Source organism: Nonomuraea sp. NPDC049624, from assembly GCF_040675255.1.
Lineage (GTDB): Bacteria > Actinomycetota > Actinomycetes > Streptosporangiales > Streptosporangiaceae > Nonomuraea.
In genome coordinates, this window is the sequence record NZ_JBFAOR010000004.1 from 513,142 (window position 1) to 538,041 (window position 24,900).

General features: G+C 72.8%; 20 protein-coding genes. 7 read left to right on the forward strand and 13 right to left on the reverse strand.

Annotated elements, in window-relative coordinates:
- Positions 1–38 precede the first annotated feature (38 nt).
- Entirely contained in the window at positions 39–989 is a 951-nt protein-coding gene (locus tag AB0J76_RS18820) for an alpha/beta hydrolase (protein WP_352324900.1), read from the reverse strand.
- Positions 990–1,145: 156 nt separating this feature from the next.
- On the opposite strand from AB0J76_RS18820, the gene AB0J76_RS18825 reads away from it, so the two are divergent.
- Positions 1,146–1,943, forward strand: coding sequence for an alpha/beta hydrolase (locus AB0J76_RS18825; RefSeq protein WP_352324899.1), 798 nt, complete (start codon positions 1,146–1,148; stop codon positions 1,941–1,943).
- A gap of 15 nt (positions 1,944–1,958) precedes the next feature.
- Here the strand turns inward: AB0J76_RS18825 and AB0J76_RS18830 are convergent, their stop codons facing one another.
- On the reverse strand, positions 1,959–3,041 hold the full coding sequence (locus tag AB0J76_RS18830; RefSeq protein WP_352324898.1) for a LacI family DNA-binding transcriptional regulator: 1,083 nt from the start codon (positions 3,039–3,041) through the stop codon (positions 1,959–1,961).
- A 174-nt stretch (positions 3,042–3,215) separates the two neighbouring features.
- Between AB0J76_RS18830 and ugpC the strand changes: the two genes are divergently transcribed.
- Complete coding sequence (gene ugpC / locus AB0J76_RS18835; RefSeq protein ID WP_352324897.1) at positions 3,216–4,427, forward strand: sn-glycerol-3-phosphate ABC transporter ATP-binding protein UgpC; 1,212 nt, start codon at positions 3,216–3,218, stop codon at positions 4,425–4,427.
- 131 nt (positions 4,428–4,558) lie between these two features.
- Here the strand turns inward: ugpC and AB0J76_RS18840 are convergent, their stop codons facing one another.
- On the reverse strand, positions 4,559–5,311 hold the full coding sequence (locus AB0J76_RS18840) for an SDR family oxidoreductase (RefSeq protein WP_352324896.1): 753 nt from the start codon (positions 5,309–5,311) through the stop codon (positions 4,559–4,561).
- Positions 5,312–5,357: 46 nt separating this feature from the next.
- Between AB0J76_RS18840 and AB0J76_RS18845 the strand changes: the two genes are divergently transcribed.
- Positions 5,358–6,506, forward strand: a complete 1,149-nt coding sequence (locus AB0J76_RS18845) for a PQQ-dependent sugar dehydrogenase (RefSeq protein WP_352324895.1) — start codon at positions 5,358–5,360, stop codon at positions 6,504–6,506.
- Here AB0J76_RS18845 and AB0J76_RS18850 read toward each other — a convergent pair.
- On the reverse strand, positions 6,466–6,801 hold the full coding sequence (locus AB0J76_RS18850; protein ID WP_352324894.1) for a carboxymuconolactone decarboxylase family protein: 336 nt from the start codon (positions 6,799–6,801) through the stop codon (positions 6,466–6,468). The genes AB0J76_RS18845 and AB0J76_RS18850 overlap by 41 nt on opposite strands.
- 292 nt (positions 6,802–7,093) lie before the next feature.
- Here AB0J76_RS18850 and AB0J76_RS18855 point away from each other — a divergent pair, with 292 nt between their 5' ends.
- Genes AB0J76_RS18855 through AB0J76_RS18865 form a run of 3 tightly spaced genes read left to right on the forward strand, consistent with a single transcriptional unit; the run spans position 7,094 to position 12,356 of the window.
- Positions 7,094–7,741 carry a hypothetical protein gene (locus tag AB0J76_RS18855; RefSeq protein WP_352324893.1) on the forward strand — a complete coding sequence of 216 codons (648 nt, stop codon included), beginning with the start codon at positions 7,094–7,096 and terminating at the stop codon, positions 7,739–7,741.
- A gap of 10 nt (positions 7,742–7,751) precedes the next feature.
- The gene (locus tag AB0J76_RS18860) at positions 7,752–10,868 is read left to right on the forward strand and encodes an AAA family ATPase (RefSeq protein ID WP_352324892.1); all 3,117 of its coding nucleotides are present in this window, start codon (positions 7,752–7,754) and stop codon (positions 10,866–10,868) included.
- A 27-nt stretch (positions 10,869–10,895) separates the two neighbouring features.
- Positions 10,896–12,356 carry an MFS transporter gene (locus AB0J76_RS18865; protein ID WP_352324891.1) on the forward strand — a complete coding sequence of 487 codons (1,461 nt, stop codon included), beginning with the start codon at positions 10,896–10,898 and terminating at the stop codon, positions 12,354–12,356.
- On the opposite strand, the gene AB0J76_RS18870 is transcribed toward AB0J76_RS18865, so the two are convergent.
- Positions 12,349–13,557, reverse strand: coding sequence for a TerC family protein (locus AB0J76_RS18870; protein ID WP_352324890.1), 1,209 nt, complete (start codon positions 13,555–13,557; stop codon positions 12,349–12,351). The genes AB0J76_RS18865 and AB0J76_RS18870 overlap by 8 nt on opposite strands.
- 14 nt (positions 13,558–13,571) lie before the next feature.
- Positions 13,572–15,026, reverse strand: coding sequence for an LLM class flavin-dependent oxidoreductase (locus AB0J76_RS18875; protein WP_352324889.1), 1,455 nt, complete (start codon positions 15,024–15,026; stop codon positions 13,572–13,574).
- A 206-nt stretch (positions 15,027–15,232) separates the two neighbouring features.
- On the opposite strand from AB0J76_RS18875, the gene glnII reads away from it, so the two are divergent.
- Positions 15,233–16,252 carry a glutamine synthetase gene (gene glnII, locus AB0J76_RS18880; protein WP_352324888.1) on the forward strand — a complete coding sequence of 340 codons (1,020 nt, stop codon included), beginning with the start codon at positions 15,233–15,235 and terminating at the stop codon, positions 16,250–16,252.
- Between the two features lie 53 nt (positions 16,253–16,305).
- Here glnII and AB0J76_RS18885 read toward each other — a convergent pair whose 3' ends face one another.
- From AB0J76_RS18885 to AB0J76_RS18915, 7 genes are all read right to left on the reverse strand, one after another.
- Complete coding sequence (locus AB0J76_RS18885) at positions 16,306–17,817, reverse strand: aldehyde dehydrogenase family protein (protein WP_352324887.1); 1,512 nt, start codon at positions 17,815–17,817, stop codon at positions 16,306–16,308.
- Positions 17,818–17,942: 125 nt separating this feature from the next.
- Positions 17,943–18,833, reverse strand: coding sequence for an aminoglycoside phosphotransferase family protein (locus AB0J76_RS18890; protein ID WP_352324886.1), 891 nt, complete (start codon positions 18,831–18,833; stop codon positions 17,943–17,945).
- 82 nt (positions 18,834–18,915) lie between these two features.
- A complete protein-coding gene (locus AB0J76_RS18895; RefSeq protein ID WP_352324885.1) occupies positions 18,916–19,179 on the reverse strand; it encodes a DUF1876 domain-containing protein in 264 nt (87 codons plus the stop codon).
- A gap of 59 nt (positions 19,180–19,238) precedes the next feature.
- Complete coding sequence (locus AB0J76_RS18900; protein WP_364389990.1) at positions 19,239–19,838, reverse strand: hypothetical protein; 600 nt, start codon at positions 19,836–19,838, stop codon at positions 19,239–19,241.
- A gap of 78 nt (positions 19,839–19,916) precedes the next feature.
- A complete protein-coding gene (locus AB0J76_RS18905; RefSeq protein WP_352330538.1) occupies positions 19,917–20,843 on the reverse strand; it encodes a hypothetical protein in 927 nt (308 codons plus the stop codon).
- A 234-nt stretch (positions 20,844–21,077) separates the two neighbouring features.
- Entirely contained in the window at positions 21,078–24,320 is a 3,243-nt protein-coding gene (locus tag AB0J76_RS18910; RefSeq protein ID WP_364389992.1) for an NACHT domain-containing protein, read from the reverse strand.
- Positions 24,321–24,347: 27 nt separating this feature from the next.
- Positions 24,348–24,899, reverse strand: coding sequence for a cupin domain-containing protein (locus AB0J76_RS18915; protein WP_352330765.1), 552 nt, complete (start codon positions 24,897–24,899; stop codon positions 24,348–24,350).
- Between the last annotated feature and the right edge of the window lies 1 nt (position 24,900).

Here is a 24,900-nt window from a genome sequence, read left to right on the forward strand (position 1 = left end):
CGCGGGCGGCCTCTCCGGAGACGATGCGGAGGGAGGAGTCAGACATCACGGGCGGCCTCTCCGGAGATGATGCGGGCGACGGCCGTCAGGGCGGGGGAGCCGGGCCGCAGGTAGTCGCTGTGGCCGCCGTCGCCCGCCGCGAAGACGCGGGCGCCGAACCCGGGCGAGACCGGGTCGGCCCCCAGCCCGACCGTGACGAACGGCAGCTCGACCAGCGCGTGCGGCACGCCGGAGATCCAGTCGGCGGCGCCCCGCCCGGCCCACACGACCGCGCGGGTGCGCATGGCGGCGACGTCGCGGACGCCCGCGCCGGGGCTGCCGATCAGGACGATGTCGGCCACGTCCAGGCCGGGCGCGGCCCGTCCGCACACCACCGAGCCGTAGGAGTGGCACACGAGCGACAGCCGGGCGCCGGGCTTGACCGCGCGCAGCTCCCGGACGAACGCGCGCAGCCCGGGCACGGCCTCGTCGGCCCGCGCGGGCGTCAGCACGTCCAGGCTGAGCGTGCCGGGCGCGCGGTAGCCGGCCCAGGCGATGACCGCCGAGCCGTCGCCGAGCGCCTCCCGCAGCCGCGTCGCGCCGGCGTGCAGGCGGCCGTACCGGTCGAGGTTCGTGTCGGAGCCGGGCACCAGGACGGCGATCCGCCGGGCCGTCGCCAGGTCGCCGAAGACCTCCACGGTCCGGCCGCCGTCGCGCCCGTCGAAGGACAGGAACGTGCGCGACGGGCCGGCCATGGCCCGCAGCGCCGCCGCCCGCCGGCGGTGCCCCCGCGCGGCGGCGGTGCGCTCGGCGGCCAGGACGGCCGCGCGCCCGGCGGCGTACCGCCCGGCGAGCCCGGCGGACAACGCGGCAGGGGTCGCGGCGCGCAGCGGCGCCACGGCGGCGGGAACGGGCGCGGGCACCCCCGCGGACCCGCCGGCGCCGGACACGGGCACCGCCACCGAAGCGGTGACGAGCGCGGCGAGCAGGCGGTTCCTCAGCGATGCCATGGCGGATGGTCCCCTTCCGTGCCGGTTCTTCCTTCCGGCACCGAAGGTAGGGATCACGCCTTGTAGTCGGCTTCCCGCTGGGGGATGCACCTTTCGCGTAGCTCTGAGGTACTACGGGGCTGAGGAGGCGTACAGTGGCCGCACTGAGGAGGCGCCATGCTCATGGTGACATCCGCGGACGGGACCGACGTCCGGGTGGTCGAGGAGGGGCGGGGCCCGGCCGTCCTCGTCCTGCACGCGGGGCTCGACGACGGCACCCAGTGGGGCAAGGTCGCGGGGCTGCTCGCGCCGCGGTTCCGCGTGGTGCGCGTCCGGCGCCGCCAGTACCGGCCGGACCTGGCCGGGCCGGCCACCATGGCGCAGGAGGCCGCCGACGCGGTGGCGGTGGCGGCCGCGCTCGGCGGGCCCGTCCTGCTCGTGGGGCATTCGTCCGGCGCGGTGGCCGCGCTGGAGTCCCTGCTCCTCGCGCCGGACGCCTTCGCGGGCGCGGTCCTGTACGAGCCGCCCGTCGCCCTCGGACCCTCGCTCGGCGGCGCGGCGAGCCAGGCGGCCGAGGCCGCGGTGGCGGCGGGCCAGCCGGGCCGGGCGATGCGGATCTTCTTCAGGGACGTGGTGGGCCTGTCGCCGGCGGTCTCCTGGCTGGCCTCCGTGGCGGTGGCCTGCCATCGGCCGACGCGGCTGCGCGCGCCCCGCCAGATCGACGACCTGCTGGCGATCGACGCCCTGGGCGACCGGCGGGCGGCGTACGCGGCGATCCGCACGCCGGTGGTGCTGCTCGGCGGCGACCGCAGCCCCGCCCATCTCGGCACGCGGCTCGACGCCCTGCGGGAGGTGATCCCCGGCGCCCGGCGCGTCACGCTGCACGGGCAGGGGCACGGCGCGCACCTGCGGGCGCCCCGGGAGGTGGCCCAGGTGATCGAGGCGCACGCGCGGGACATCCTCGGCGGAGGCTGAACGTGCCCCTCGCGGTCACCTGCGGGGGCCGCAGCTCCCGCGGATGATCAGCTCGGTGGGCAGCACCACCGTGCGCGCCCGCCGGGTGCCCTCGCGCAGCACCAGCTCGCACGCCCGGTACCCCATGTCCCGGCCCGGCTGGGCGATCACGGTCAGCGGCGGGGCGCACAGCTCGGCCCAGGGCACGTCGTCGTACATCACCAGCGACACGTCCTTCGGCACCCGCAGGTCGAGCTCGCGGGCGGCCAGCACGGCCGCCTCGCCCAGGACGTTCCCGCCCGCGACGACGGCCGACAGGTCGGGACGGCTCTGGAACAGGCCGGAGGCGGCGGCGTAGGCCGAGTCGCGGCTGCCGGTGCCGAACACCACGAGCTCCTCGTCCACCGGGGCGCCCACGGCCGCGCGGAAGGCGTCGGCCCGCCGGTCGTGGCCGGGGCCGCCGAGGAAGGCGATGCGCCGGTGGCCGAGGCCCCGCAGGTAGCGCACGGCCGTACGGATGCCGGCGCGGTCGTCGGCCAGCACGGCGGGCACGTCGAGCGGACGCGCGGCGCCCTCGGGGACGCGTCCGCGGGGGGTCACGCCGTCGAGGAGCATGAGATCGTCGAGGGCGCTCTCGGCGGGGTCGCGGTCGCCGTCGCGCCCGGCCTCGGGCGGCAGGCGGTCGGCGAAGACCACCGTCATGCCCGCCCTGAGCGCGGGGGCCCAGGTCTCGGCGTCGCCGGAGGGCACCGCGATGACCCGGTCGACGCTCTGTTCGAGCAGCATGCCGATCAGCTCGGCCTCCTGCTCGGGGTCGCCGCCCGTCGAGCCCAGCACCACCGGCTCGCCCGCCGACCGGGCGCAGGCGAGCACGCCCTCGCAGAGCTGCCCGTAGAAGGTGTCGGTGAGGTCGGGCACCAGCAGGCCCAGGCCGCCGGTGCGGCGCTGGCGCAGGTTGCGGCCGAGCGCGCTGGGCCGGTAGTCGAGCTGGGCGGCGACGGCCAGGACCCGTTCCCTGGTGCTGGGGCTGGCCGAGCCGCCCGACAACACCCGGGACACGGTCGCGACGCCGACGCCCGCCGCCTCGGCCACATCCTTGATCGTCGCCCGCTTCTCCATGGAAACGATTCCATCATGGATTCCGCGGCACCGGAAGGGCACCGCGCCTACAAAGGCTGGTCACGCGGTACCCCTTGACACCGATGTCCGTTTCGGGTGAGATACGTGAAAACGTATCCACGGGAACCGAGAACCAACGTCCGGGCCGATCGCCCTGGAGCGCGAAGGAATGTCATGGCATCCATCGTTCTGACGAACGTCGACAAGATCTACGCCGGTGGCGTGAAGGCCGTGAACGGGCTGAACCTTGAGATCAAGGACGGCGAGTTCATGGTTCTGGTGGGCCCATCGGGTTGCGGTAAGTCGACCGCGCTCCGGATGATCGCCGGCCTCGAGGACATCAGCGGCGGCGAGATCGCCATCGGCGACAAGGTGGTCAACCACCTTCCGCCCAAGGACCGCGACATCGCGATGGTCTTCCAGAACTACGCGCTCTACCCGCACATGACGGTCGAGGAGAACCTCGCCTTCGGCCTCAAGCTCCGCAAGATGCCCAAGCCGGAGATCCAGAAGCGGGTCAACGAGGCCGCCAAGATGCTCGGCCTGGAGACCTACCTCAAGCGCAAGCCGGCCGCTCTGTCCGGTGGTCAGCGCCAGCGTGTCGCCATGGGCCGCGCCATCGTCCGCGAGCCGCAGGCCTTCCTCATGGACGAGCCGCTGTCGAACCTCGACGCCAAGCTCCGCGTCTCCATGCGCGCCTCGCTCAACACCCTGCACGAGCGCCTCGGCGTCACCACCGTGTACGTCACCCACGACCAGGTCGAGGCCATGACCCTCGGCGACCGCGTCTGCGTCCTGCGCGACGGCCTGCTCCAGCAGGTCGACACCCCGCAGAACCTGTTCGACAAGCCGGTCAACCTGTTCGTCGCCGGCTTCATGGGCTCGCCCTCGATGAACTTCGTCACCGCCGAGCTGGTCCGCGACAACGGCGCGGCCGTGCGCTTCGCCGACATCAGCCTGCCGATCCCCGACTCGGCGTTCGCCGACAAGCCGGGCCTCGACCAGTACATCGGCAAGAAGGTCATCCTCGGCATCCGCCCGTCGGACTTCGAGGACGCCAACTCGGCCGGCAACCACGCCAACGGCTGGGCCACCCTGCCCGTCAAGGCGGAGGTCACCGAGGAGCTGGGCTCCGAGATCAACGTGCTGTTCCTGATCGACGCCCCGCCGGTCGAGCACAAGGACACCGTCGCCGCCGCCGACACGGGCGACGACGAGGAGGCGGCGCTGCCGCTGGTGGGCGACAAGTCCCTGTGGACCGCCCGCGTCAACGCCCGCAGCCACGTGCGTCCCGGCCAGCGCATCGACCTGGTGCTGGACACGCACAACATGCACTTCTTCGACCCGACGAGCGGCCTGGCCATCGGCCACGAGGCCAACCGCTAGCAGGTCCAGCCGGATCTGCCGGTTCCCGGCCGTGAGTTCCTCACGGCCGTCCCGGGCCCCCACCGCGACCCCCTCCCGCGGCGGGGGCCCACTCTGTTGTGGCCGCCCCGACGTCTGTGGCCGCCCCGACGTCAGCGGCGGCCGAGCCTGGCCGAGACGCGCCCGGCCAGGTTGTGCGGCACCAGCTTGCCGATCGCCACGATGACCTTGTAGCGCAGGTCGGGCACCGAGACCCGCTTGCCGAGCGCGAGGTCGCGCAGGGCGTCCCTGACCACGTTGTCGGCCTTCAGCCACAGGAACCCGGGGATGCCCGAGGTGTCCATGGACGCCCGCTGGTGGAACTCGGTGCGCACGAAGCCCGGGCACAGCGCCATGATCTTGATCCGCGGGTTGCGCACGTCGTTGGCCGCGGACTCGCTGAAGTTGACCACCCACGCCTTCGAGGCGCTGTAGGTGCCGCGGGAGAAGAACGCCGCGACCGACGCCACGTTGATCACCGCGCCCCGGTCGCGCTTGCGCATCGCCGGCAGCGCCGCCAGGGTGAGCCGCAGCACGGCCTCGCAGTGGACCTTCAGCATGCGCAGCTCGTCCTCGACCGGCACCTTCAGGAAGTCGCCGGGGTGGCCGAAGCCGGCGTTGTTCACCAGCAGGTCGACGCCGTCGCGGAGTCTCGACTCGACCCTGGCCAGGCCCTCCTCGGTGGCCAGGTCGGCGGGCAGCACCTCGACGTCGACGCCGTACCTGAGCCTGAGCTGGTCGGCGGCCTGGACGAGCCGCTGCTCGTCGCGCGCGACCAGGACGAGCGAGCAGGCGTCGGCGGCCAGGCGGCGGGCGAACGCGGCGCCGATGCCGGCGGTGGCGCCCGTGATCAATGCGGTAGGCATGTCCTGAACCTTAACGTCCCCGGTCGGGCGTGCGAGTATGGACGGCGTGCGCCCCCTCGCGGCCGTGCTCCTCCTGGCCCTCACCGCCTGCTCGGCCGCCTCGCCCCCGCCCGGCCCGGCCCCTGCGACCTCCGCCCCGCCGGCCTCCACCCGGGCTGCCACGCCCGCGAGCCCCGAGCCGAGGAGCGCTTCCCGGCAGGTGCGTTTCCGCGAGCTCGGCCGGTTCGAACGGCCGGTCGCCCTCGCCGTGCGCAAGGGCGACGCCCGGCTCTACGTCGCCGAGCAGGGCGGCCGGTTGCGCGCCACGGACGGCGACGTCCTGGTCGACCTGTCGGGCGAGGTGAGCGGCGGCAACGAGCAGGGCCTGCTCGGCGTGGCCTTCCATCCCTCCGGCCGCTGGCTCTACCTCGACTGGACCGACGCGCGCGGCGCCACCCACGTCACCGAATGGGCCTTCGACGGCCGGCGCGCCACCGGCCGGCGCGACGTGCTCACCCAGGACCAGCCGTACGCCAACCACAACGGCGGCCAGCTCGCCTTCGGCCCCGACGGCCACCTCTACGTCGGGCTCGGCGACGGCGGCAGCGCGGGCGACCCGCAGGGCAACGGCCAGGACCTCGGCACGCTGCTGGGCAAGATCCTGCGCATCGACCCGCGCGGCAGGCCGTACAAGGTGCCGCGGGACAACCCGTTCGCCGGGAAGGACGGCGCGCGGCCCGAGATCTGGGCCTACGGCCTGCGCAACCCCTGGCGGTTCGGCTTCGACCGGCACAGCGGCGACCTGTGGATCGGCGACGTCGGCCAGGACGAGGTGGAGGAGGTCGACCGCCAGCCGGCGGCGTCCAGGGGCGGCGAGAACTACGGCTGGAACCTGCGCGAGGGCGAGCGGCCCTTCCGCGGCGGCACGGGCCGCGGCCTGACCGAGCCGGTCATCACCTACCCCCTGCACAAGGACGGCGCCTGCTCGGTGATCGCCGGGTACGTCTACCGCGGCGCCGCGCTGCCCTGGCTGCGCGGCAGCTTCCTGTACGGGGACTTCTGCGCCGGCTGGGTCAGGGCCGCGCCCGTGGCGGAGCCGTCGAAGGCGGCCGAGATCGGCCGGGTCGAGCAGCTCTCCTCCTTCGGGGAGGGGCTCGACGGCGAGCTCTACGCGCTCAGCCTGCGGGGTCCGCTCTACCGGATCGAGCCTGCCTGACCCGCTCGATCAGCTCCTCGACCTGGTCGTTGAGCCGTGATCCGCGGGTCCAGCCGGCGTAGTGGGTCAGGAAGACCACCACTTCGCGCAGCTCGCTCTCGCTCAGGTCGCCCGCCCGCAGCGCGACGTCGAGCTGTACGGCGGTCAGCTCGTCGAGCCCCTGTCCGACGAGCAGCCCGAGCAGCAGCAGCCGGCGCTCCTTGACCGACAGGGCGGTCCTCGACCACAGGTCGGCGAACTGCCGCTCAGCCGTCATGCCGAAGGAGTCGACGGTCTCCATCGCGGGTTCTTTCATGGTGCGCTCCGGGGCTCGGGATGGGCGTCCTCATATCCTTTGCTACTTCCTGTGGTCTACCAATGGGGGTTGCACGAACGTTGTATCCCGGGCGACCGTAGAGTGTGGCGACCTGGCGCATACCATCATTTGGTGATCTGTAACAAGTAAAGCCAATCAATGGCCAAGATTTGGTCAAGATTTCTCATCGTGCACCCGGCCTCATTCCGCATGAAAGCGGGCACAACAACTGCGTTGGTCCGTAAAGCGGAGGTAAGCCCTGGTGAAAAGGACACGGGCTTGGATCGCGCTCATGGTCGCGATTTCCGTGCTGCCGGCGTGCGGGCAGCCGGAGTTCACCTACGTACGGGACAGGGAAGGCACCACCTATTTCAAGGTGCCCGCCTCGTTCACGCAGCTCAACGCCTATCCGATCGAACTGTATCTGACGGGTGACCGGCCCGGTTCGCTGGCGGCGGCGACCCGCGCGCAGCGGGTCTGGTCCACGGCCTTCGACCAGTCGGCCGAGCCGTCGGTCAACCATCTGCTGAGCTCGTCCGACCCGTTCGTGTACGCCACCGTGCACAAGCTCACCGAGCAGCAGCGCGACGCGATCTCGCTCAACCGCCTGCGCGACTTCGTGCTGCCCGTGACCGACCCGATGCGCGAGCTGTACGAGCAGCAGGCCATGAGCACCGGCCGGCCGCCCATGTTCGCCAAGTTCGAGCTCCTCAGTGACGACGTCCTCGCCCTGGAGAACGGCGCCAGAGGCGTACGGGTGCGCTTCAACTACCAGATCGGCGCCGACGTCCAGACGTTCGACCAGACCGCCATCCTCGACGAGAAGGGCGCGACGGTCTCGGTCATGCTCATCGGCTGCCGGGCGGCCTGCTACCGCGAGCGCGGCGCCGAATTCGACAAGATCGCGGGTTCGTTCAAGCTGCTCCGGCTGCCCGGATGAGGGGACGTCAGTGACCACCACCGTTCAGCACGAAGGGCTGCGCGCCCCCGGCAGCGGGCCCTCCGACCCGGACTCCGTGACCAGGAAGAAGATGCAGTTCTGGGACCGGAGCAAGTTCCTCATCTCGCTGGTCCTGGCCTACCTGATCCTCACCTGGAAGGTGATGGCCGACTGGACGGGCGTCGTGACCTTCCCCGAGGCGGCCTGGAAGATCGGCTACGAGTACCAGTGGATCTTCTGGCTGCTCGGCGCCGAGGTCCTGCGGCAACTGCACTTCCTCGTCAGCGAGCACTGGTCGGGCTACCACCGGTTCTGGAGCCAGAAGGTCTTCGGCGGCTTCGAGCGGTGGACGCACCGGCGCTTCGACGACTGGACCAGGTACCGCATCTCCAGGGCCCTGAAGATCGCCTTCTTCGTCACGCTGACCGCGCTCGTGGCCGGGGCGGTGCTGGACGTCAGCCCGTTCGTCGCCCTGTTGCAGGCGCCGACGCTGATCTGGCAGGCGCTGCCGTTCCTGCTGCAGATCGTCTTCCTGTTCTTCTTCGTCATCATCCAGTTCGTCGGCCTGTTCTGGTTCCTGTCCAGGGGCGGCGTGGAGACGTACTTCCCCGACGACATCAAGACCCGCTTCGCCGACGTCTGGGGCCAGGACCACGTGGTCGAGCGGGTCCAGGAGAACATCGTCTTCCTGGAGCGTCCCGACGAGATCGAGCGGCGCGGCGGGTACGTGCCCAGCGGCCTGCTGCTGTGGGGCCCGCCGGGCACCGGCAAGACCCTGATGGCCGAGGCCGTGGCGGGCGAGACCGGCAAGCCGTACGTGTTCGTGGATCCGGGAGCCTTCACGAACATGTTCATGGGCGTCGGCATCCTGAAGGTCAAGGGGCTGTTCAGGAAGCTGCGCAAGCTGGCGCTGCGGTACGGCGGCGTGATCGTCTTCTTCGACGAGGCCGACTCGCTCGGCAAGCGCGGCAAGCTGGCCCAGCAGGGGCCGCCGGGGCAGGGCGGCTTCTCGGCCCACACCGGCTGGTCGGCGCACACCGGCTTCTCGGCGCACTCCGGCTTCTCGGCGTACTCCGGCTGCCACGGGATGACGTACCTGTCGGAGGAGAGCCGCTCGGTGCTGGCCTTCAAGGGCCGGCGCGAGGCCGCCGACCCGCCGGGCACCTGGCGCGAGCGCTTCTTCGCCGGCGGCGGCATGATGAACAGCGGCGACCCGGGCACCCTCCAGGCGCTGCTCACCGAGCTGTCCGGGCTCAAGAAGCCGCGCGGCTTCTTCAACCGGCTGGTCAGGCGGCTGCTCGGGATGCGGCCCAAGCCGCCGCCCAAATACCGCATCCTCGTCATGATGGCCACCAACCGGCCCGACGCGCTGGACGAGGCGCTGCTGCGGCCGGGCCGCATCGACCGCATCTACAAGGTCGGCTATCCGTCCAAGGCCGGGCGGGTGCGGACGTACCAGGGCTATTTCGACAAGGTCGAGCACGAGCTCACCGGGGAGCAGATCGACAAGCTGGCCACGATCACGCCGTACGCGACCGGGGCCACGATCAAGGACCTGGTCAACGAGTCGCTGATCACCGCCATCCGTGCTGGGCGGGAGGTCATCACCTGGTCGGACGTGCTGCGCGCCAAGCGGCTCAAGCAGCTCGGCCCGCCCGAGGACGTCGAGTACATCGAGCGCGAGCGGCACGCCGTGGCCGTGCACGAGGCGTGTCACGCGGTGGTGGCGTACGTGACCCGGTTCCATCTGGAGATCGACATCGCCACCATCGAGAAGGGCGCCGACTACCTGGGCATGGTCGCCTCGATCAAGCCCGAGGACCAGTTCACCCGCTGGAAGTCCGAGTACGAGGCCGACATCATGGTCTCCCTGGCCTCGCTGGCCGGCGAGCGCATGTTCTTCGGCGAGGACAACTCCTCCGGCGTCTCCGGCGACCTGCACGCGGCCACGTTCCTCACCGCGCTCATGGAGTCGTACTGGGGGATGGGCTCCGGCGTCACGTCGCTGCCCGCGCTGCAGGAGCTGGAGATCCACGGCGGCAAGGCCATGCGCGGCCGGGGCGGCGGGGGAGGCGGCATCGGCATCACCGAGCGCGAGCCGGTGCGCGCCGCGCCCGACCTGACCCCCGACGTGCTGGGCGAGCGCATCGAGTTCAACCTGGTGCGGCTGCTGGAGAAGACCGAGCGGCTGCTGGAGGAGCACCGCCGGCAGGTGTTGTGCCTGGCGCACGCCCTGGAGACGCACAAGACGCTCAACGGCGACGACGTGGTGGCCGTCATCCGCGGCGAGCGCGGACCGCTCGTGGACGGCACGATCTACGCCTCCGACGAGCTCTACGAGCAGCTGGAGGACTACCACCACGACGCGGCCAGGGCGCACAAGGAGCACAGCCGCATCGAGCGCGAGCTGCCCGGCCCGGCGGCGGAGGAGGCCGAGCCGCGGGCGGGCGCCTTCGCCGCCCCGGCCGCCGGCACGGCCACGGCCCAGGTGATCACGGCCGAGGTCACCCGGATCGACCAGGGCGGCGGGCAGGGCGTCGGGCAGGGTGTCGGGGGCGTCGAACAGGGCGGTGACCGGCCCGAGTTCGTGCCGTGGGCGCCAGGCCCGCGGGCGGTCCCGGGCCCGTCAGCGGCCCCGTCGGTGGTCCCGTCGGTGGTCCAGGCGGTCCAGGCGGTTCCGGCGGGGATTCCGGCCGGCGTCCCGCACGCGGGCTTCGGGCCGGTTGCCGGGGCGGTCGCCGAGGTCCGGCCGCGCCGGCGCGCCGGGCGGGCCTGGCTGGTCGTGGCCAGCCTGCTCGGGCTGATCGCGCTGGCCCTGATCACGGCGCTGGCGGTGACCGGCGCGGTGCCCGGCGCGGGCGCCGACGTCGCGGCGGCTCCCGTGCTCGCCTCGCCGGCGCTGCTGCTCCTGCTGTTCGTGGTGGTCGTCGGGGTGGTCGTGGGCGCCGGGCTCGCGTTCGTGGCGGCCAGGGGCGTACGGGCGGCGCAGGCCAAGGCGGAACGCGAGCGCGACGAGGCCCACCGGCGGGCCCAGCTGCTGGCCGCGGCCATGGACCCGGACACGGCCATGCGGCTGCTCGGCTACGACGGCAACGGCAACGGCAACGGGACCCGGGCCGATGGGTGATCACATGGTCACTTAGAGTAAGGACGCATGAACAAGGACGGCGTCGTGCGCAGCCTGGTCCCCGCCCGCATGGACCGCCTGCCGTGGGCGCCGTTCCACACCCGGCTGGTGATCGCGCTCGGCGTGGCCTGGGTGCTCGACGGGCTGGAGATCACCATCGCCAGCAACGTCGGGGCGTTCCTGCAGCGCCCCGACACGCTCGGCTTCACCTCCGCCGAGGTGGGCCTGTCGGCCACCGTCTACCTGATTGGCCAGGTGGCCGGCGCGCTCTACTTCGGCTGGCTGTCCGACCGGCTCGGCCGCCGCAAGCTGTTCATCCTCACGCTCGGCATCTACCTGGTCGCAAGCGGCCTGACCGCCCTGTCGTGGGACCTGTGGAGCTTCCTGGTGCTGCGTCTGGTGGCCGGGGCGGGCATCGGCGGCGAGTACGCGGCCGTCAACTCCGCCATCGACGAGATGATCCCCTCCCACTACCGGGGCCACGTCGACCTGGCCATCAACGGCACCTACTGGCTGGGGTCGCTGCTGGCCACCTCGGCCACGTTCCTGCTGCTGCACCCGGGCGGGCCGCTGGACCCCGACCTGGCCTGGCGGCTCGGGTTCGCGGTCGGGCCGGTGATCGGCCTGGCCATCTGGGGGCTGCGCCGGCACCTGCCGGAGAGTCCGCGCTGGCTGATGACGCACGGCCGCGAGGAGGAGGCCGAGCAAGTCGTCGCCCGCATCGAGCGGGAGGTCGAGCGGGAGGACCGGGTCAGGCTGGAGCCGGTGCCGCAGGAGCAGGCGCTGGAGATCGTCCCCGAGCACCACGCGCCGCTGTCGCAGGTCGCCAAGACGTTGTTCCGGACCTACCCCGAGCGCTCGGTGCTGGGGGCGACGCTGATGATCTGCCAGTCGTTCCTCTACAACGCCGTGTTCTTCACCTACTCGCTGGTGCTGACGCACTTCTACGGCGTCCCGGCGGGCTCGGTGCCGCAGTACATGTTCGCCTTCGCGGCCGGGAACCTGCTCGGGCCGCTGCTGCTGGGCAGGCTGTTCGACACGGTCGGGCGCAGGCAGATGATCTCGGCCACCTACATCACCTCGGGGCTGCTGCTGGCGGTGACCGGCTGGCTGTTCAAGGAGGGGCTGCTGACGGCGGTCACGCAGACCGTGCTCTGGTCGGTGATCTTCTTCATCGCCTCGGCGGCGGCCAGCTCGGCGTACCTGACCGTGAGCGAGATCTTCCCGATCGAGCTGCGGGCCCAGGCCATCGCGATCTTCTTCGCGCTCGGGCAGGTCGCGGGGGCGTTCGGGCCGACGGTCTTCGCCTCGCTCATCGGCGACCAGCGCAACCCCGACCCCACCAGGCTGTTCTGGGGCTACTGCTTCGGCGCGGGGATGATGGTGGCGGCCGGGCTGGTGGAGATCGTCTTCGGGGTGAAGGCCGAGCGCACACCGCTGGAGCACATCGCGGCCCCGCTGACCTCCCGCCAGGCCACCTCTACCTAGCCGGGCCGTGCCCGCCCTGGTGCCCGTCCTGGTGCCCGTCCTGGTGCTCGGCGTGCGCCCGCGCCACCAGGGCCGCCAGCCGCTCGTCCCGGGCGACGCCGGCGCGCTGCCGTTCCGGCAGCCCGGCCAGTTGCGCCTCGGACGCGAGCAGGTCGCGGTAGACCTCCTCGCGCCGCCCTGCGTCCTTCTCCACCTCCAGGTAGTCCTGGGCGTGCCGGCGGACGGCCGACACCACGTTCTGCGCCCGGCCGCGGGGGCTGGCCAGCGAGGCGGCCACGGTGACCAGCAGCACGCCGACGATCACCGACAGGGACAGCCCGGTGCTGATCTCGGTGACGTTCACCGGCTCGCCGTCGTTGACGAACGGCACGTTGTTCTCGTGCAAGGCGTGCAGCCCGAGCTTGACGCCGATGAAGGCCAGGATGACCGCCAGCCCGTAGGCGAGGTAGATGAGCCGGTCGAGCAGGCCGTCGATGAGGAAGTAGAGCTGCCGCAGCCCCAGCAGGGAGAAGGCGGTGGCGGTGAAGACGAGGTAGACGTTCTGGGTGAGGCCGAAGATCGCCGGGATGGAGTCGAGCGCGAACAGCACGTCGGTGCCGGCCAGGGCGATCATGACCAGCAACATCGGCGTCATCACCCGGCGGCCGTCCACCACCGTGAACAGCCGGTCGCCGTCGTAGGTCTCGGTGGCGCGGAACAGCCGGCGGGCCAGGCGGACCATGATGTTGTCGGTGTGACCCTCGCCGGTCTCGGGCCGCAGCAGGTTGCCCGCCGTGAGCAGCAGGATCAGGCTGAAGACGTAGAACACCCAGGCGAACGTCTCGATCATCGCGGCGCCGAGGAGGATGAACCCGGTCCTGGCCACCAGCGAGAAGACGATGCCGAACAGCAGGGCCTTCTGCTGGTCGGCGCGCGGCACCCGGAAGCTCGCCATGATGACGAGGAAGACGAACAGGTTGTCGACCGACAGCGCCTTCTCGGTCACGTACCCGGCGAAGTACTCCGCGCCCGGCTCGGCGCCGCCGAACACCCACACGCCCACGCCGAACAGCAGGGCGATCCCGACGTACAGGGCCGACCAGACGGCCGCCTCGCGCAGCGCGGGGACGTGCGCCTGCCGCACGTGGAAGAAGAAGTCGAACAGCAGCAGGCCGACGATCCCCAGGATCGTCAGCCACCACACGGGCGCGGACACGTCCACGAACGCTCCTCGGGCTAGAGGCCGATCTCCAGGCGGCCGACCGGCTCGGCCAGTTCCTCCTCCTCGTAGGCGAAGTGCGAGGTCAAGGCCTGCGAGAGCCGTTCGACGCCGGCCCGGACCCGGTCGATCCTGGCCGGGTCGGCGATCATCTCCGCGCACGCCCGGTCCAGGCGGTCCAGCAGCTCGGCGATGACCTCGTGCTCCTGCTCCAGCTTCTTGACCACCGGCTCCAGGGCGGGGTCGCGCTCGGTGAGGGCGGGGAAGGTGCTGTCGTGCTCGACGTCGTGGTGCACGGTCAGCAGGCGGCGGAAGGTCGCGCAGAACACGCCGAGCGTCCAGTGGTTCTGGCGCAGCGCGAGCCGGTCGCCGTCCTGGTGCGGGGCCGCGGTCTCGGCGGCGACCTGCTCGACCGCGTCCCTGACCTGGCGGAGCTGGGCGCGGTAGCCGTCGTGCACGTCCACCAGGCGGCGGCCCAGCCGGGCCTGGCCGGGGGTCAGGGACGCGGGGTCGCCGCTCGCCGTCCTGGGCCGGCCGGCCTCGTCCAGGTCGGGGATCGTCACCTGCGGGCGGACCGGCTCGGGCGCGGGCCGGCCGCGCTCCCTGGCCACGGCCGCCCGTACGGCGGGCGCGATCTCCTCGGCGAACACCCGCAGGTCCCGCTCGGCCTCCACCCCCGGGGCCAGCACGAACCCGCTCATGCCGGCCTGGAACACCAGCTCCGTGAGCTGCTCGGCCCACAGGGCGGCGGGCCCGTCGAGGAAGCCCGCGCCGGGCAGCGGCGACAGGCTGCCGCCGAGGTTGTAGACCTTGCGGATCGCCGCCGGGTCGCGCCCGGCGTCGGCGGCGGCCGCGTCGAGGATCCTGGCCTGCGCGGTCACGGCCTCGGGCGGGCTGTGGAAGGACGAGGTCAGCCAGCCGTCGCCCGTCCGGCCGGTCAGCTCCAGCATGCGCCGCCTGGTCGCGCCGATCCAGATCCCGATCGGGTGCGGCGGGAACGGGCCGGGCCGCGCGCCCGCCAGCCGGTGATGGCCGCCGGAGAAGGTCACCGGGTCGCCCGGGGTCCACAGCGCCCGGATGACGGTGATCGCCTCGGCCAGCGCCTCGATCGACTCGCCGGGGGAGAGCCGGGGGCCGCCCATGGCGGCGATGGCGTCCCACAGCGCGCCCGCGCCGACCCCCAGCTCCACCCGGCCGCCGCTGAGGATGTCCAGCGAGGCGGCGGCCCTGGCCAGCACGGCGGGCGGGCGCAGCGGCAGGTTGGCCACGTCGGGCACCAGCCGGACGCGCTCGGTGCGCTGCGCGATGGCGGCCAGCAGGGTCCAGGAGTCCAGGAATCCCGCCTGGTAGGGGTGGTCCTGGACGCCGACCAGGTCCAGGCCGAGCCGGTCGGCGAGCTCGGCGTGCCGCAGGACCCGCTCGCCGTCGGCCGCCTCGGGCGCGAGCAGCGCGCCGAACCAGACATCGTCCATGATCATCATCCCCCGGGCTCGATCGTCGTACGGCCGCCGTCCCCCGGACGGCCGACCTGCCCCAGCTAACCGGCTTTATTGGATTTACCCCCTAATAGCGGCACGGGTGGCGGCACGATTAACATGGCGTTCACATTCGGGCAAAAACCGGGAAATGGCCGTCCATAAGACTCGGCGTGGCTGAGAGAAATCCCGAAAGGACCACCGTGAGCTACAAGGCTGAGTACATCTGGATCGACGGCACCGAGCCCACGGCTCTGCTGCGCTCGAAGACGAAGATCCTGGCTGACGGTGCCGAGCCTCCGGTCTGGGGCTTCGACGGCTCCAGCACCAACCAGGCCAAGGGCCACGCCTCCGACCGCGTGCTGCGCCCGGTGTTCACCTGCCCCGACCCGATCCGCGGCGGCGACAACGTGCTCGTCCTGTGCGAGGTCGAGGAGATCGACGGGACGCCCCACTCCAGCAACACCCGCGCCCTGCTGCGCCCGATCGCCGAGCGGTACGCCGACCAGGAGTCCTGGTTCGGCATCGAGCAGGAGTACACCTTCTTCAAGGGCAGCCGCCCGCTCGGCTTCCCCGAGGGCGGCTTCCCCGCCCCGCAGGGCCACTACTACTGCGGCGTGGGCGCCGAGGCCGTGTTCGGCCGCGAGATCGTCGAGCTGCACCTCGACCGCTGCCTGGCGGCCGGCCTGGCCGTCTCCGGCATCAACGCCGAGGTCATGCCCGGCCAGTGGGAGTTCCAGATCGGCCCGGCCGGCCCCCTCGAGGTCTCCGACCACATGTGGGTCGCCCGCTACCTGCTCTACCGGACGGCCGAGGAGTTCGGCGTCGAGGCCACCCTCGACGCCAAGCCCGCCCGCGGCGACTGGAACGGCGCCGGCGCGCACACCAACTTCTCCACCAAGGCGATGCGCGAGAGCTACGACGCCATCATCACCGCCTGCGAGGCGCTCGGCGAGGGCGACAAGCCCATGGAGCACGTCTCCCAGTACGGCGCCGACATCGAGCTGCGCCTGACCGGCCACCACGAGACCGCCCCGTGGAACAAGTACACCTACGGCGTGTCCAACCGCGGCGCGTCCGTGCGCATCCCGTGGCAGGTCGAGGTGGACAAGAAGGGCTACATCGAGGACCGCCGCCCGAACGCCAACGTCGACCCGTACGTGGTCACCCGCCTGCTGGTGAACACCTGCTGCGAGGCCCTGGAGAAGGCCGGCCAGGTCTGATCCGCCCGCACACGCAAGAAGCCGCCCCCGGCCGGGGGGCGGCTTCTTCCGTGTCAGATCCGGAACTCCAGATCCGGGACGATCTCCGCCACGTCCATCTGGGCCTTCTGCAGCCGGCCCGAGAAGTCCCAGTTCATCGCCTGCCAGCGGGTGAACTGGTCGAGCACCCACATGCCCGACTGGCGGCTGCCGTTGCCCGACTTGCCGTTGCCGCCGAAGGGCAGGTGGGCCTCGGCGCCGGAGGTGGAGTTGTTGACGCTGACCATGCCGGCCGAGATGCCCTCGCGGAAGCGGAAGGCGTGCGTGGGGCTGGTCGTGTAGATCGAGCTCGACAGGCCGTAACCGGGGCGGTTGGCCAGCTCGACGGCCTCGTCCAGGGTGGTGAAGGTGGTGACGCCGACGATCGGGCCGAACGTCTCCTCCAGGAACAGCCGGTCGCCGGGCTGCACGCCGTCGACGATGACCGGGTGGTAGTAGAGGCCGCCGTCGCCGTCGAAGTCGCCGCGCGGGTTGTCCTTGGTGATCCTGCCGGTGCTGCCCGAGACGACCTGGTGGTGGGGCTGGATCCAGGTCAGGTACTCCTCGTACCGGTCGGCGAACTTCTGGTCGAGCAGCGGGCCGGCCAGCACGTCCTGCTCGGGGTCGCCGATCCTGGCCGCGCCGGTCGCCCGCGCGAACCGCTCGACGAACTCGTCGTGCACGCTCTCGTGCACGATGACCGTGCCCAGGCTCGTGCAACGCTGGCCGGCGGTGCCGAAGCCGGAGAACAGCGCGCCCTCGACGGCCAGGTCGAGGTCGGCGTCCGGCATGATCACCATCGGGTTCTTGCCGCCGAGCTCCAGGCACGCCGACTGCAGGTGGCGCCCGGCCAGCTCGCCGACCTTCCGGCCGACCTCGCTCGACCCGGTGAAGCCGACCTTGTGCACGCTGCCCTCCTCCAGGGCCAGCTCCAGCCCCGCGAAGGTCTGCGCGCCGTCGGCGAAGACCACGTTGAGCACCCCGTCGGGCAGCCCCGAGGCGGCGAACAGCCGGTACATGGCCTCGGCGGAGGCGGCGGCGTACTCGGCGGGCTTCCACACCACGGCGTTGCCGCACAGCAGCGCGGGCACGAGGTACCAGGACGGCACGGCCACGGGGAAGTTGCCCGCCGTGATCACCGCGGCGACCCCGACCGGGTTGCGGAAGGTGAACAGGTTCTTGTCCGGCATCTCCGACGGAACGGTCTGCCCGTAGAGCCGGCGGCCCTCGCCCAGGAAGAAGTCGCAGGTGTCGACGATCTCCCGCACCTCGCCCAGCGCCTCGGCGTACGGCTTGCCGATCTCCCGGGTGACCAGGCGGGCCAGGCTCTCGGCGTTGGCCTCGACCAGCCGCCCGATGGAGGCGATCACCCGGCCGCGCACCGGCGCCGGCACCTTGGCCCACTCGCGCTGGGCCTCCTTGGCGGTGCGGCAGGCGGCGGCGAACGCGGCGGCGTCGGCCAGGCCGACCCGGGCCACGACCTCGCCGGGGCGGGCGGGGTTGGTCGACTCGTACACGCTCTCGCCGGTGGTGTCCTTCCCACCCACGATTGACACGATCTGACGGCTCACCGGTGGCCTCCTCGTAGTTCCTCCGGACAGACAATCATCTCGCCGGAAAAAACCCAAGAAACCCGTCAGCGTGCGATTCAGCGTGCGGTTCGGTGCGCGGTTCAGCGCGGGCTGCCGAGGACCTCGCGGATCACGTGGCGGGCGTTGGCCGCCATGGCCGGGTTGGTGTCCTTGTAGTAGGGGAGCTGGATCAGCGCCATGGACAGGGCCCGGCCGCGGCCGCGCGCCCAGGTGGCGTCGTCGGCGCCGAGCGCGGCCCGGAAGACCTCGCGACCGGCGGGCGGCAGCAGGTTCCAGGCCGGGATCAGGTCGCAGGCCGGGTCGCCCGCGCCGGCCGTGCCCCAGTCGATGACCCCGCTCAGCCGTCCGTCGCGGACCAGCAGGTTGCCCGGCATCAGGTCGGCGTGCACCCAGACGGGCCCGCCCTGCCATTCGGGCGCGCTCAGCGCCTCCTTCCAGGCGGCCGTGGCGACGGCGGTGTCGATCATGCCGTCGAGCTCGCCGATCGCGGCCCGGGTGGCCTCGTCCAGGCGGGACAGCGGGCCGCCCCGGTAGGCGCCGGGCGCGCCGGCGGGCTCGACCTCGCGCAGCGCGGCGACGAACGACGCCAGGTCGGCGGCCAGCGCCTCCCCGCCGCCGGAGAGCGCCCCGGCCTCCGGATTGTCGCCATCCAGCCACCGGCACACCGACCACGGCCAGGGAAAACCCTCACCCGGCAGGCCCTGGCCGAGCACCGACGGGATCGGGACGGGCAGCGCGGGGGCCAGCAGCGGCAACCACCGCCCCTCCCGGGCGACGTCGCCGACGCCCTGCCTGACGCGCGGCAGGCGGACGGCCAGGTCGTCACCGAGCCGGAAGACCGCGTTGACGGTGCCGGAGGAGGGAAAACGGCGCAGCGGGAGACCGGCCCACCGCGGGAACTGCGCGGCCAGCAGCCGCCGGACGAGGGCCTCGTCGATGTCGGCCTCGTCCGCGTGCATCCTGCCGCCCATGCGCGTCCCCCTCGGTCCGTACGATCCGCGGGGGCCATGTCAGCGGACCGGGGGCGGGCGCGTCAAGTCGTTTTCGCCGCCCTCACCAGGACCTGGTCGGCACCGGGCCGCCGTCGCCGAGCTCGTGCCGGGCGTCGCTGGACAGCCGTCCGGCCAGGTCGGCCAGCGCCCGCGCGACGGCCAGCTCGTCCCCGACCTCGGGCATGGACGGGTCGGCGGGGTTGCGGCGGGCGTGGCCCGAGCCCTCGACCCGCGTGCCGTCCGGGACGGTCAGGACCGCCCGCGCCGAGGTGTCGTCGCCGTCCTCGGCGAGACTGATCCGGACCGTCCACTCCTTGGCTTGCATGGCTCGCCTCCTCCCGCGTACGGCTGCCCGGACACACGGCGGTAAACCGGACGGCGCGGCTACGGGCGGCGCGGGCGGCGCCACCGGTCGTTGGCGCGGATCCAGGCGGCGTCCCAGTCGGCGTACCTGCGCCGGTCCAGCAGCCGGCGCAGCGCCGCGACGGCCCCCAGCACCAGCAGGAAGGCCAGCACCTGGACGAACGCCGCCATGCCCACGCCACGCAGGACCACGTCGGTGCGGCTCGGCGGCGGCGTGGTGGGGTCGCCCGCGCGGTCGATCCACAGGGGGACGGTCTGGCCCGCCCGCGTGCCGGCCGGCACCTGGACCTGCCCGGTCCTGGCCACCCCCGCCGGGGTGGTCCAGCTCGCCGGGACCATGGTGGTCGCCGCCTCGCCGAACGACGGCCGCACGGGCCGCGGCTCCCGCAGCGCCGTCACGGTCACCTGCTGCCGGAAGCCGGGGCCCACGCGGGCCTCGCGCAGGCCGCCCTCGTAGGTGACCCGGCCGGCCAGCACGGCCGGCCAGACGCTCAGCAGGACGAGCAGCACCGCCACCGCCAGCACGGCGCTCTCCACCCGGTCGGAGCGGCGGCGCAACGGGTTGCGGTCCGGCCGGTGCCTGCGGATCCGCAACAGCGCGGCGTTCATGACGGCCCTCATCGCGCACCTCCCACGGTCACCTTTCCTCCTTCCCGCAGAAACGGCCGGTAGCCCGCCCGCGGGCAGCCGCCGTGCCGGTCAGCTCCAGGGCGCCGTCGGGTACCAGATGAGGTCGCGGCGGGCCAGGATCCGGACGTCCCAGTACAGAAGGGTGAAGACGCCGGCCACGACGAGCGCCGCGCCGGTGATGAGGGCCAGGCGGGCCGGGGTGGCGGTCAGCCAGCGGTGCGCGCGGCCCCCGGTGGCCAGGGCGAGCAGCACGAACAGGACCGACATGACGACGAGGTTGCCGGCCGACTGCAGCATGAACGCCAGCGCGCCGTACAGGGGGTTGTGGCTCTCGGCGGCGTCCCGGAAGAGCTGGCGGAACAGCGGGAACGGGCGGCCGATCAGGAAGCCGCCGATCAGCGCGCCCATGACGGCCATGCGGGCCCTCGGGTGGCGGGCCAGCGGGTCGGGCAGGTAGCCGAGCGCGGCCAGGCCCAGGTAGAGGAAGGCCAGCCCGATCAGCCCGAACGTGACCATCGCCTGGACCAGGCCGGGGGACAGGGTGCCCGGCGCGGGCCTGGCCGTGGCGAACTGCGGCATGGCGGTGCCCACGATCCCCACCACGACGCCGTACGCGCCGGACACGGCCAGCGCGCCGGCCGCCAGCCAGCCGAGCGGGCGCAGCGTGCCGCGGATCCGGGCGCCGACCGACGGCCTGGCCCCGACCAGGGGCGCGACCGCGCCGAGCGCGGCGATGTTGCAGGCGGTGAACGAGCCCGCCAGGCCGGAGGCGAAGGCGAACACGATGCCGGAGAGCGTCCCGGCGATGGGGGTGGCGTCGGCGTCGCGGCCGAGCATCGTGTCGGCGACCGTCGAGCCGATCGTCTGGTCCACGAACTCGGCCGACCACACCACGGTCAGCAGGAATCCCGCCAGGGCGCTGAGCAGCAGCACGAGTCCGCGGCGGCGGGCGGGGGCGGAGTCGACGGCGGGGGTCGCGGCGAGGGGCAGGGTCATGGTGGTTCCCCTTCTCGTCCAGCGGGACGCGGCGCCCGCGCACGGGCGGACGCCGGGCGTCCCGGGGGGTGAACGTGTACACGCCGTGCAAGTTCTGTGACGACGGCCTGGACGGTGATCAGGGCAGGGCGCCAGGCCGGCCATGGCCGGTTGATGGGAACTCCGAACGGGATATTGCCACGTTTAGCACGAAATGCCGGGTAGTAAAAGGCGCCGCCCACCCCTGCCGGGACGTCACACCCTCCTGATCCGCACGCCGTCCCCGTTGACGACCCGCTGCGTGTGCCCGAGCCGGACGGTGAGCCCCGGCATCCCAGCCAGCGGGCTCACGTCGAGGTCGTGGGGCATGAGGAACAGGCTCAGGCTGCGGAGCTGAGGGAGCGCGGCGAGCGGCGAGAGGTCAGTCACGCCGGGGCACAGCGCCAGGGTGAGGGAGGAGAGCCGCGTCTGGCCGCGCAGCGGGCCGAGATCCGTCAGGGCGGGGCAGTGGCGCAGGCGCAGGCGGGTCAGGGAGAACCCGCCGAGCGGCGCGAGGTCGAGCCCGCCGACCCCGTCGAGGGACACCTCCGTGACGGCCGGGCAGGTCCGGGCGGCGGCGTCGAGGCAGGCGCCGGCCTCCGCGACGCCGTCCAGCCACAACTGCCGCAGCCGCCGCATCCCGGAAAGGACCGTGCCGGGCAGCGGCAGGCCCTCGCGCCTCACGTGCAGCGACTCCAGCTCGTCCTGGCGGGCGAGCGGCGCGTGCCAGGAGTCCCGGCCGTCGTCGAGCAGGTCGATGAGGAGATCGTTCAGGCGGGGCAGCCGGTCGAGGAAGGACGGATCGTCGAGCCGGACCCCCCACAGCCGCAGGGTGCGCAGCTGTCGCGACTCGTCCAGGCGGGCCACGTCCACGGCGCGCGGCTCGTCGTAGAAGAACAGGCCGAGATGGGTCAGCCGGGGCAGCGACTCCACCCCGTCCAGGGACCGGATCTGGGCGTCCTGCAGGCTCAGCGACTCCGTCTGTGGCAGGTCGCGGAGGAACCGCAGGTCGGGGAGGGGAGTGGGCACGGTGACACGCACGTCTGCCGCCTTCAGCAGGCAGGCGCTGCGCAGATGGCGGGCGCTGGAGAAGGTGACGTCCTCCATGTCGGCCAGGACGCGCCGGGCGTAGACGTCGGCGTCGAAGTACTCCCAGCCCTGGCGAAGCTGCTCCCGTACCTGCCACCGCGGGTCGGCGGCGTATCCGGCCAGGCGGTCCAGGGCCTCGGGGCCGTTGATCAGGAACGTCGTGCGGACCGTCCACGCCGCGCGCTGCACCGGCAGGGCCGTCAGGTCGCGGGGCAGGCGGCGCAGGATCTCCTCGCCCGCCGCCGCCAGCAGGGTCGCCTCCTCCTCCGTACGCGGCGGGATCACCTCCGCCAGGCACGCCTCCACCCGGTCGCGCAGCCCCGCCGGGATCTCCTGGACGGTCTCCAGGCACGCGGCCACCAGCAGCCGCAGCCGGCGGGCGTGCTTGCCGCCTTGGTCGGCCCGGTCCATCAGGCCGCCCAGCAGCTCACCGCGCAGCCGGCCGTTCGCGTGCCCGGCGGCCATCACCACGACCTCGCGCCACTGGTCCAGGTGGGCCCGCTCGACCGCGGCTTCGACGTCCTCGTCCTCCACGAGCTGCCCGGCGGCCAGGTACTCCTGCACGGTCCGGTGCGCGAAGTCGATCCGGCCGGGCACCGGCTCGCGCAGCACGCCGCTCCTGCGCAGCAGGTGTTCCAGCACGTCGGAGGCGGTGTGCGAGACGCGGGTCATCGAGGCGAGCTTCTGCTCGACCCGGCGCAGCGCGGTCGCCTTCGACAGCTCGGAACGGCCCATCGACACCAGCCGCCAGGCCAGGTCGCGCAGGATCCACACCTTCTGGTCGGGGTCGAGGGACACGTCGTCGTCGATCCGCCGCTCGGCGTCGCGGCGTTCCAGCAGCAGGCTCAGCACGGCGTCGTAGAAGCCCATCCGGCTGCGCGGGAGCTGCGTGCGGCGGTCGAGGTTGAGCGCGCACAACATGGCGGCCAGCAGCGGGGTCGAGGCGACCACGCCCAGGTGCGGATTGGACTCCATGCGGGCCAGCAGGGCGACCTCGTAGCCCTCCAGCTCGCCCGGCTCGCACGGCAGGCTCGGGCAGTCGCGCATCGCGACGTGCCACTGGCGGATCAGCTCCCGCTGGTCGTCGGGCGTCATCGGCTCCAGCGTCGACGCCGCGAACCCCTCGTCGGCCAGCCAGCGGGCGTCGGCGGCGGTCGGACGCGAGGTCACCACGACCCGCAGCCCCGGATAGGCCGCCAGCAGCCGCGACAACCACTCCCGCACGGCCGGCCGGTGCCGGACGAGCAGCTCGTCCACCCCGTCGACCAGCAGCAGGCCGCGGCCGGAGTCCAGCACGCGCTCCACCCAGCCGCGCGGCATGCGCCCGGCGACCTCCCGCGCGACGTCGTCGAGAAAGGCGGCGGGCGCGGGCAGCCGTCCCGACGAATGGCTCCTCAGCTTGATCATCAGCGGCACGCAGCCGTTCCAGGCGGCCAGGTCGCCCGAGAAGCCGCCGCGCGCGGCGGTCACCGCGAGCCAGCGCAGCAACGTGCTCTTGCCCGAACCGGCGTCGCCGCGCAGCAGCGTGAGCCGGGCGCGGCCGAGCGCCGACTCGATGCGCTCGGCGCCGCGCTCGGCGGGATGCCCGCCGGTGAGCGCGGCGATCGACAGCCGCTCCGGCGCGCGCGGCCCGCGCTCGCCGGAGGAGACGTTGAGGCTGATGTAGGCCATGCTCAGCGACGTGCGCGGGCGGTAGGTCTCCACCCGGACGCCGAACAGCTCGACCTCGTCGAGGGTGCGGCTGGCGAAACCGAGGTAGAGGCGTTCGAACGCGGCGTCGTCCTGGGTGCCCTCCGGGGCCTCCAGGGTGCGCTGCGGCATCCTGGCGAGCAGCCGTTCCACGCCCTCGGCCAGGCCGCTCAGCCTGCCCAGCGTCTCGGTGGCGGCGCGCGGCACGTACTGGGGGAGCTGCCGCATCAGGCCGACCAGGCAGTCGACGGACTCGGCGAGCAGGACGGCGTACAGGCGGTCCTCGGCCTCCCCGAGACGCGGTTCCGGGAGGGCGGCCAGGATGCGCTCGGCGAGCTTGGCCGGGTCGGCGTCGGACTCGAACAGCGCCTCGTCCGACAGGTCGGCGGCGCGCAGCGCGGCCACGGTCTCCAGCAGGACGGCGGCCCGCGCGGACTCGTCCAGCCCGCGGAACTCCTGCTCGATGAGCCGTGACAGCCGGCCCTCGACGGCCAGCGCGATGCCCTGGAGCTGGTTGTCGATCTTCCGGTGCGCCAGCCGGTCGCGAAAGCCGCTCTGGACCAGGTCCTTCAGCTCACTCGTCCGGTCCTTGCGCGCGGCCCGGACGGCCAGCCATTCGCGCATGGCGCGCTCCGCGACGCTCTTCCCAGCGGCGGTCAGGGCCGCCTCGATGCCCGGCATGCCTTCTATATAAGACGATCTTTACGATCACGCGGTGAAATCGGCGAAGTCGAACCCCGGCGACACGACGCAGCTCACCAGCACCGCCTCGTCCCCGGCCGGGCGCGCGGACTGCCACACGCCGCCGGGCACGACCGCCTGCGGCACCTGCCCTCGCTCGACCAGCGGCCCGAGGACGACGTCGCGGTCTCCCACGGTCAGGCTCAGCGGGCCGCCCCGGTGCCACAACCACACCTCGTCCGACCTGACGACGTGCGGGACGGACTCCTCACCCGGCTGGAGCAGGAAGTAGATGCCGGTGGCGCTCGCGCGCGGCCCCGGGTAGCCGTCGGGCCGGACGGTGACGGGCGAGCGCCAGGTCTCGCGGTACCAGCCGCCCTCCGGATGGGGGAGCAGGTCGAGCGCGGCGGCCACGGGCGGGCGCTCGACGAAGGCGACGGGCGCGCCGGTGACGTCGCGCCGCAGGAAACGGGTGCCGTCGAGGACGGCCTGGCCGTCGAGCGCGGCGGCCAGCGCCAGGGCGGCGGCCTCGTCGGCGACCTCGGTGGGCGCGCCGTCGGGATAGATCCTCAGCTCCACA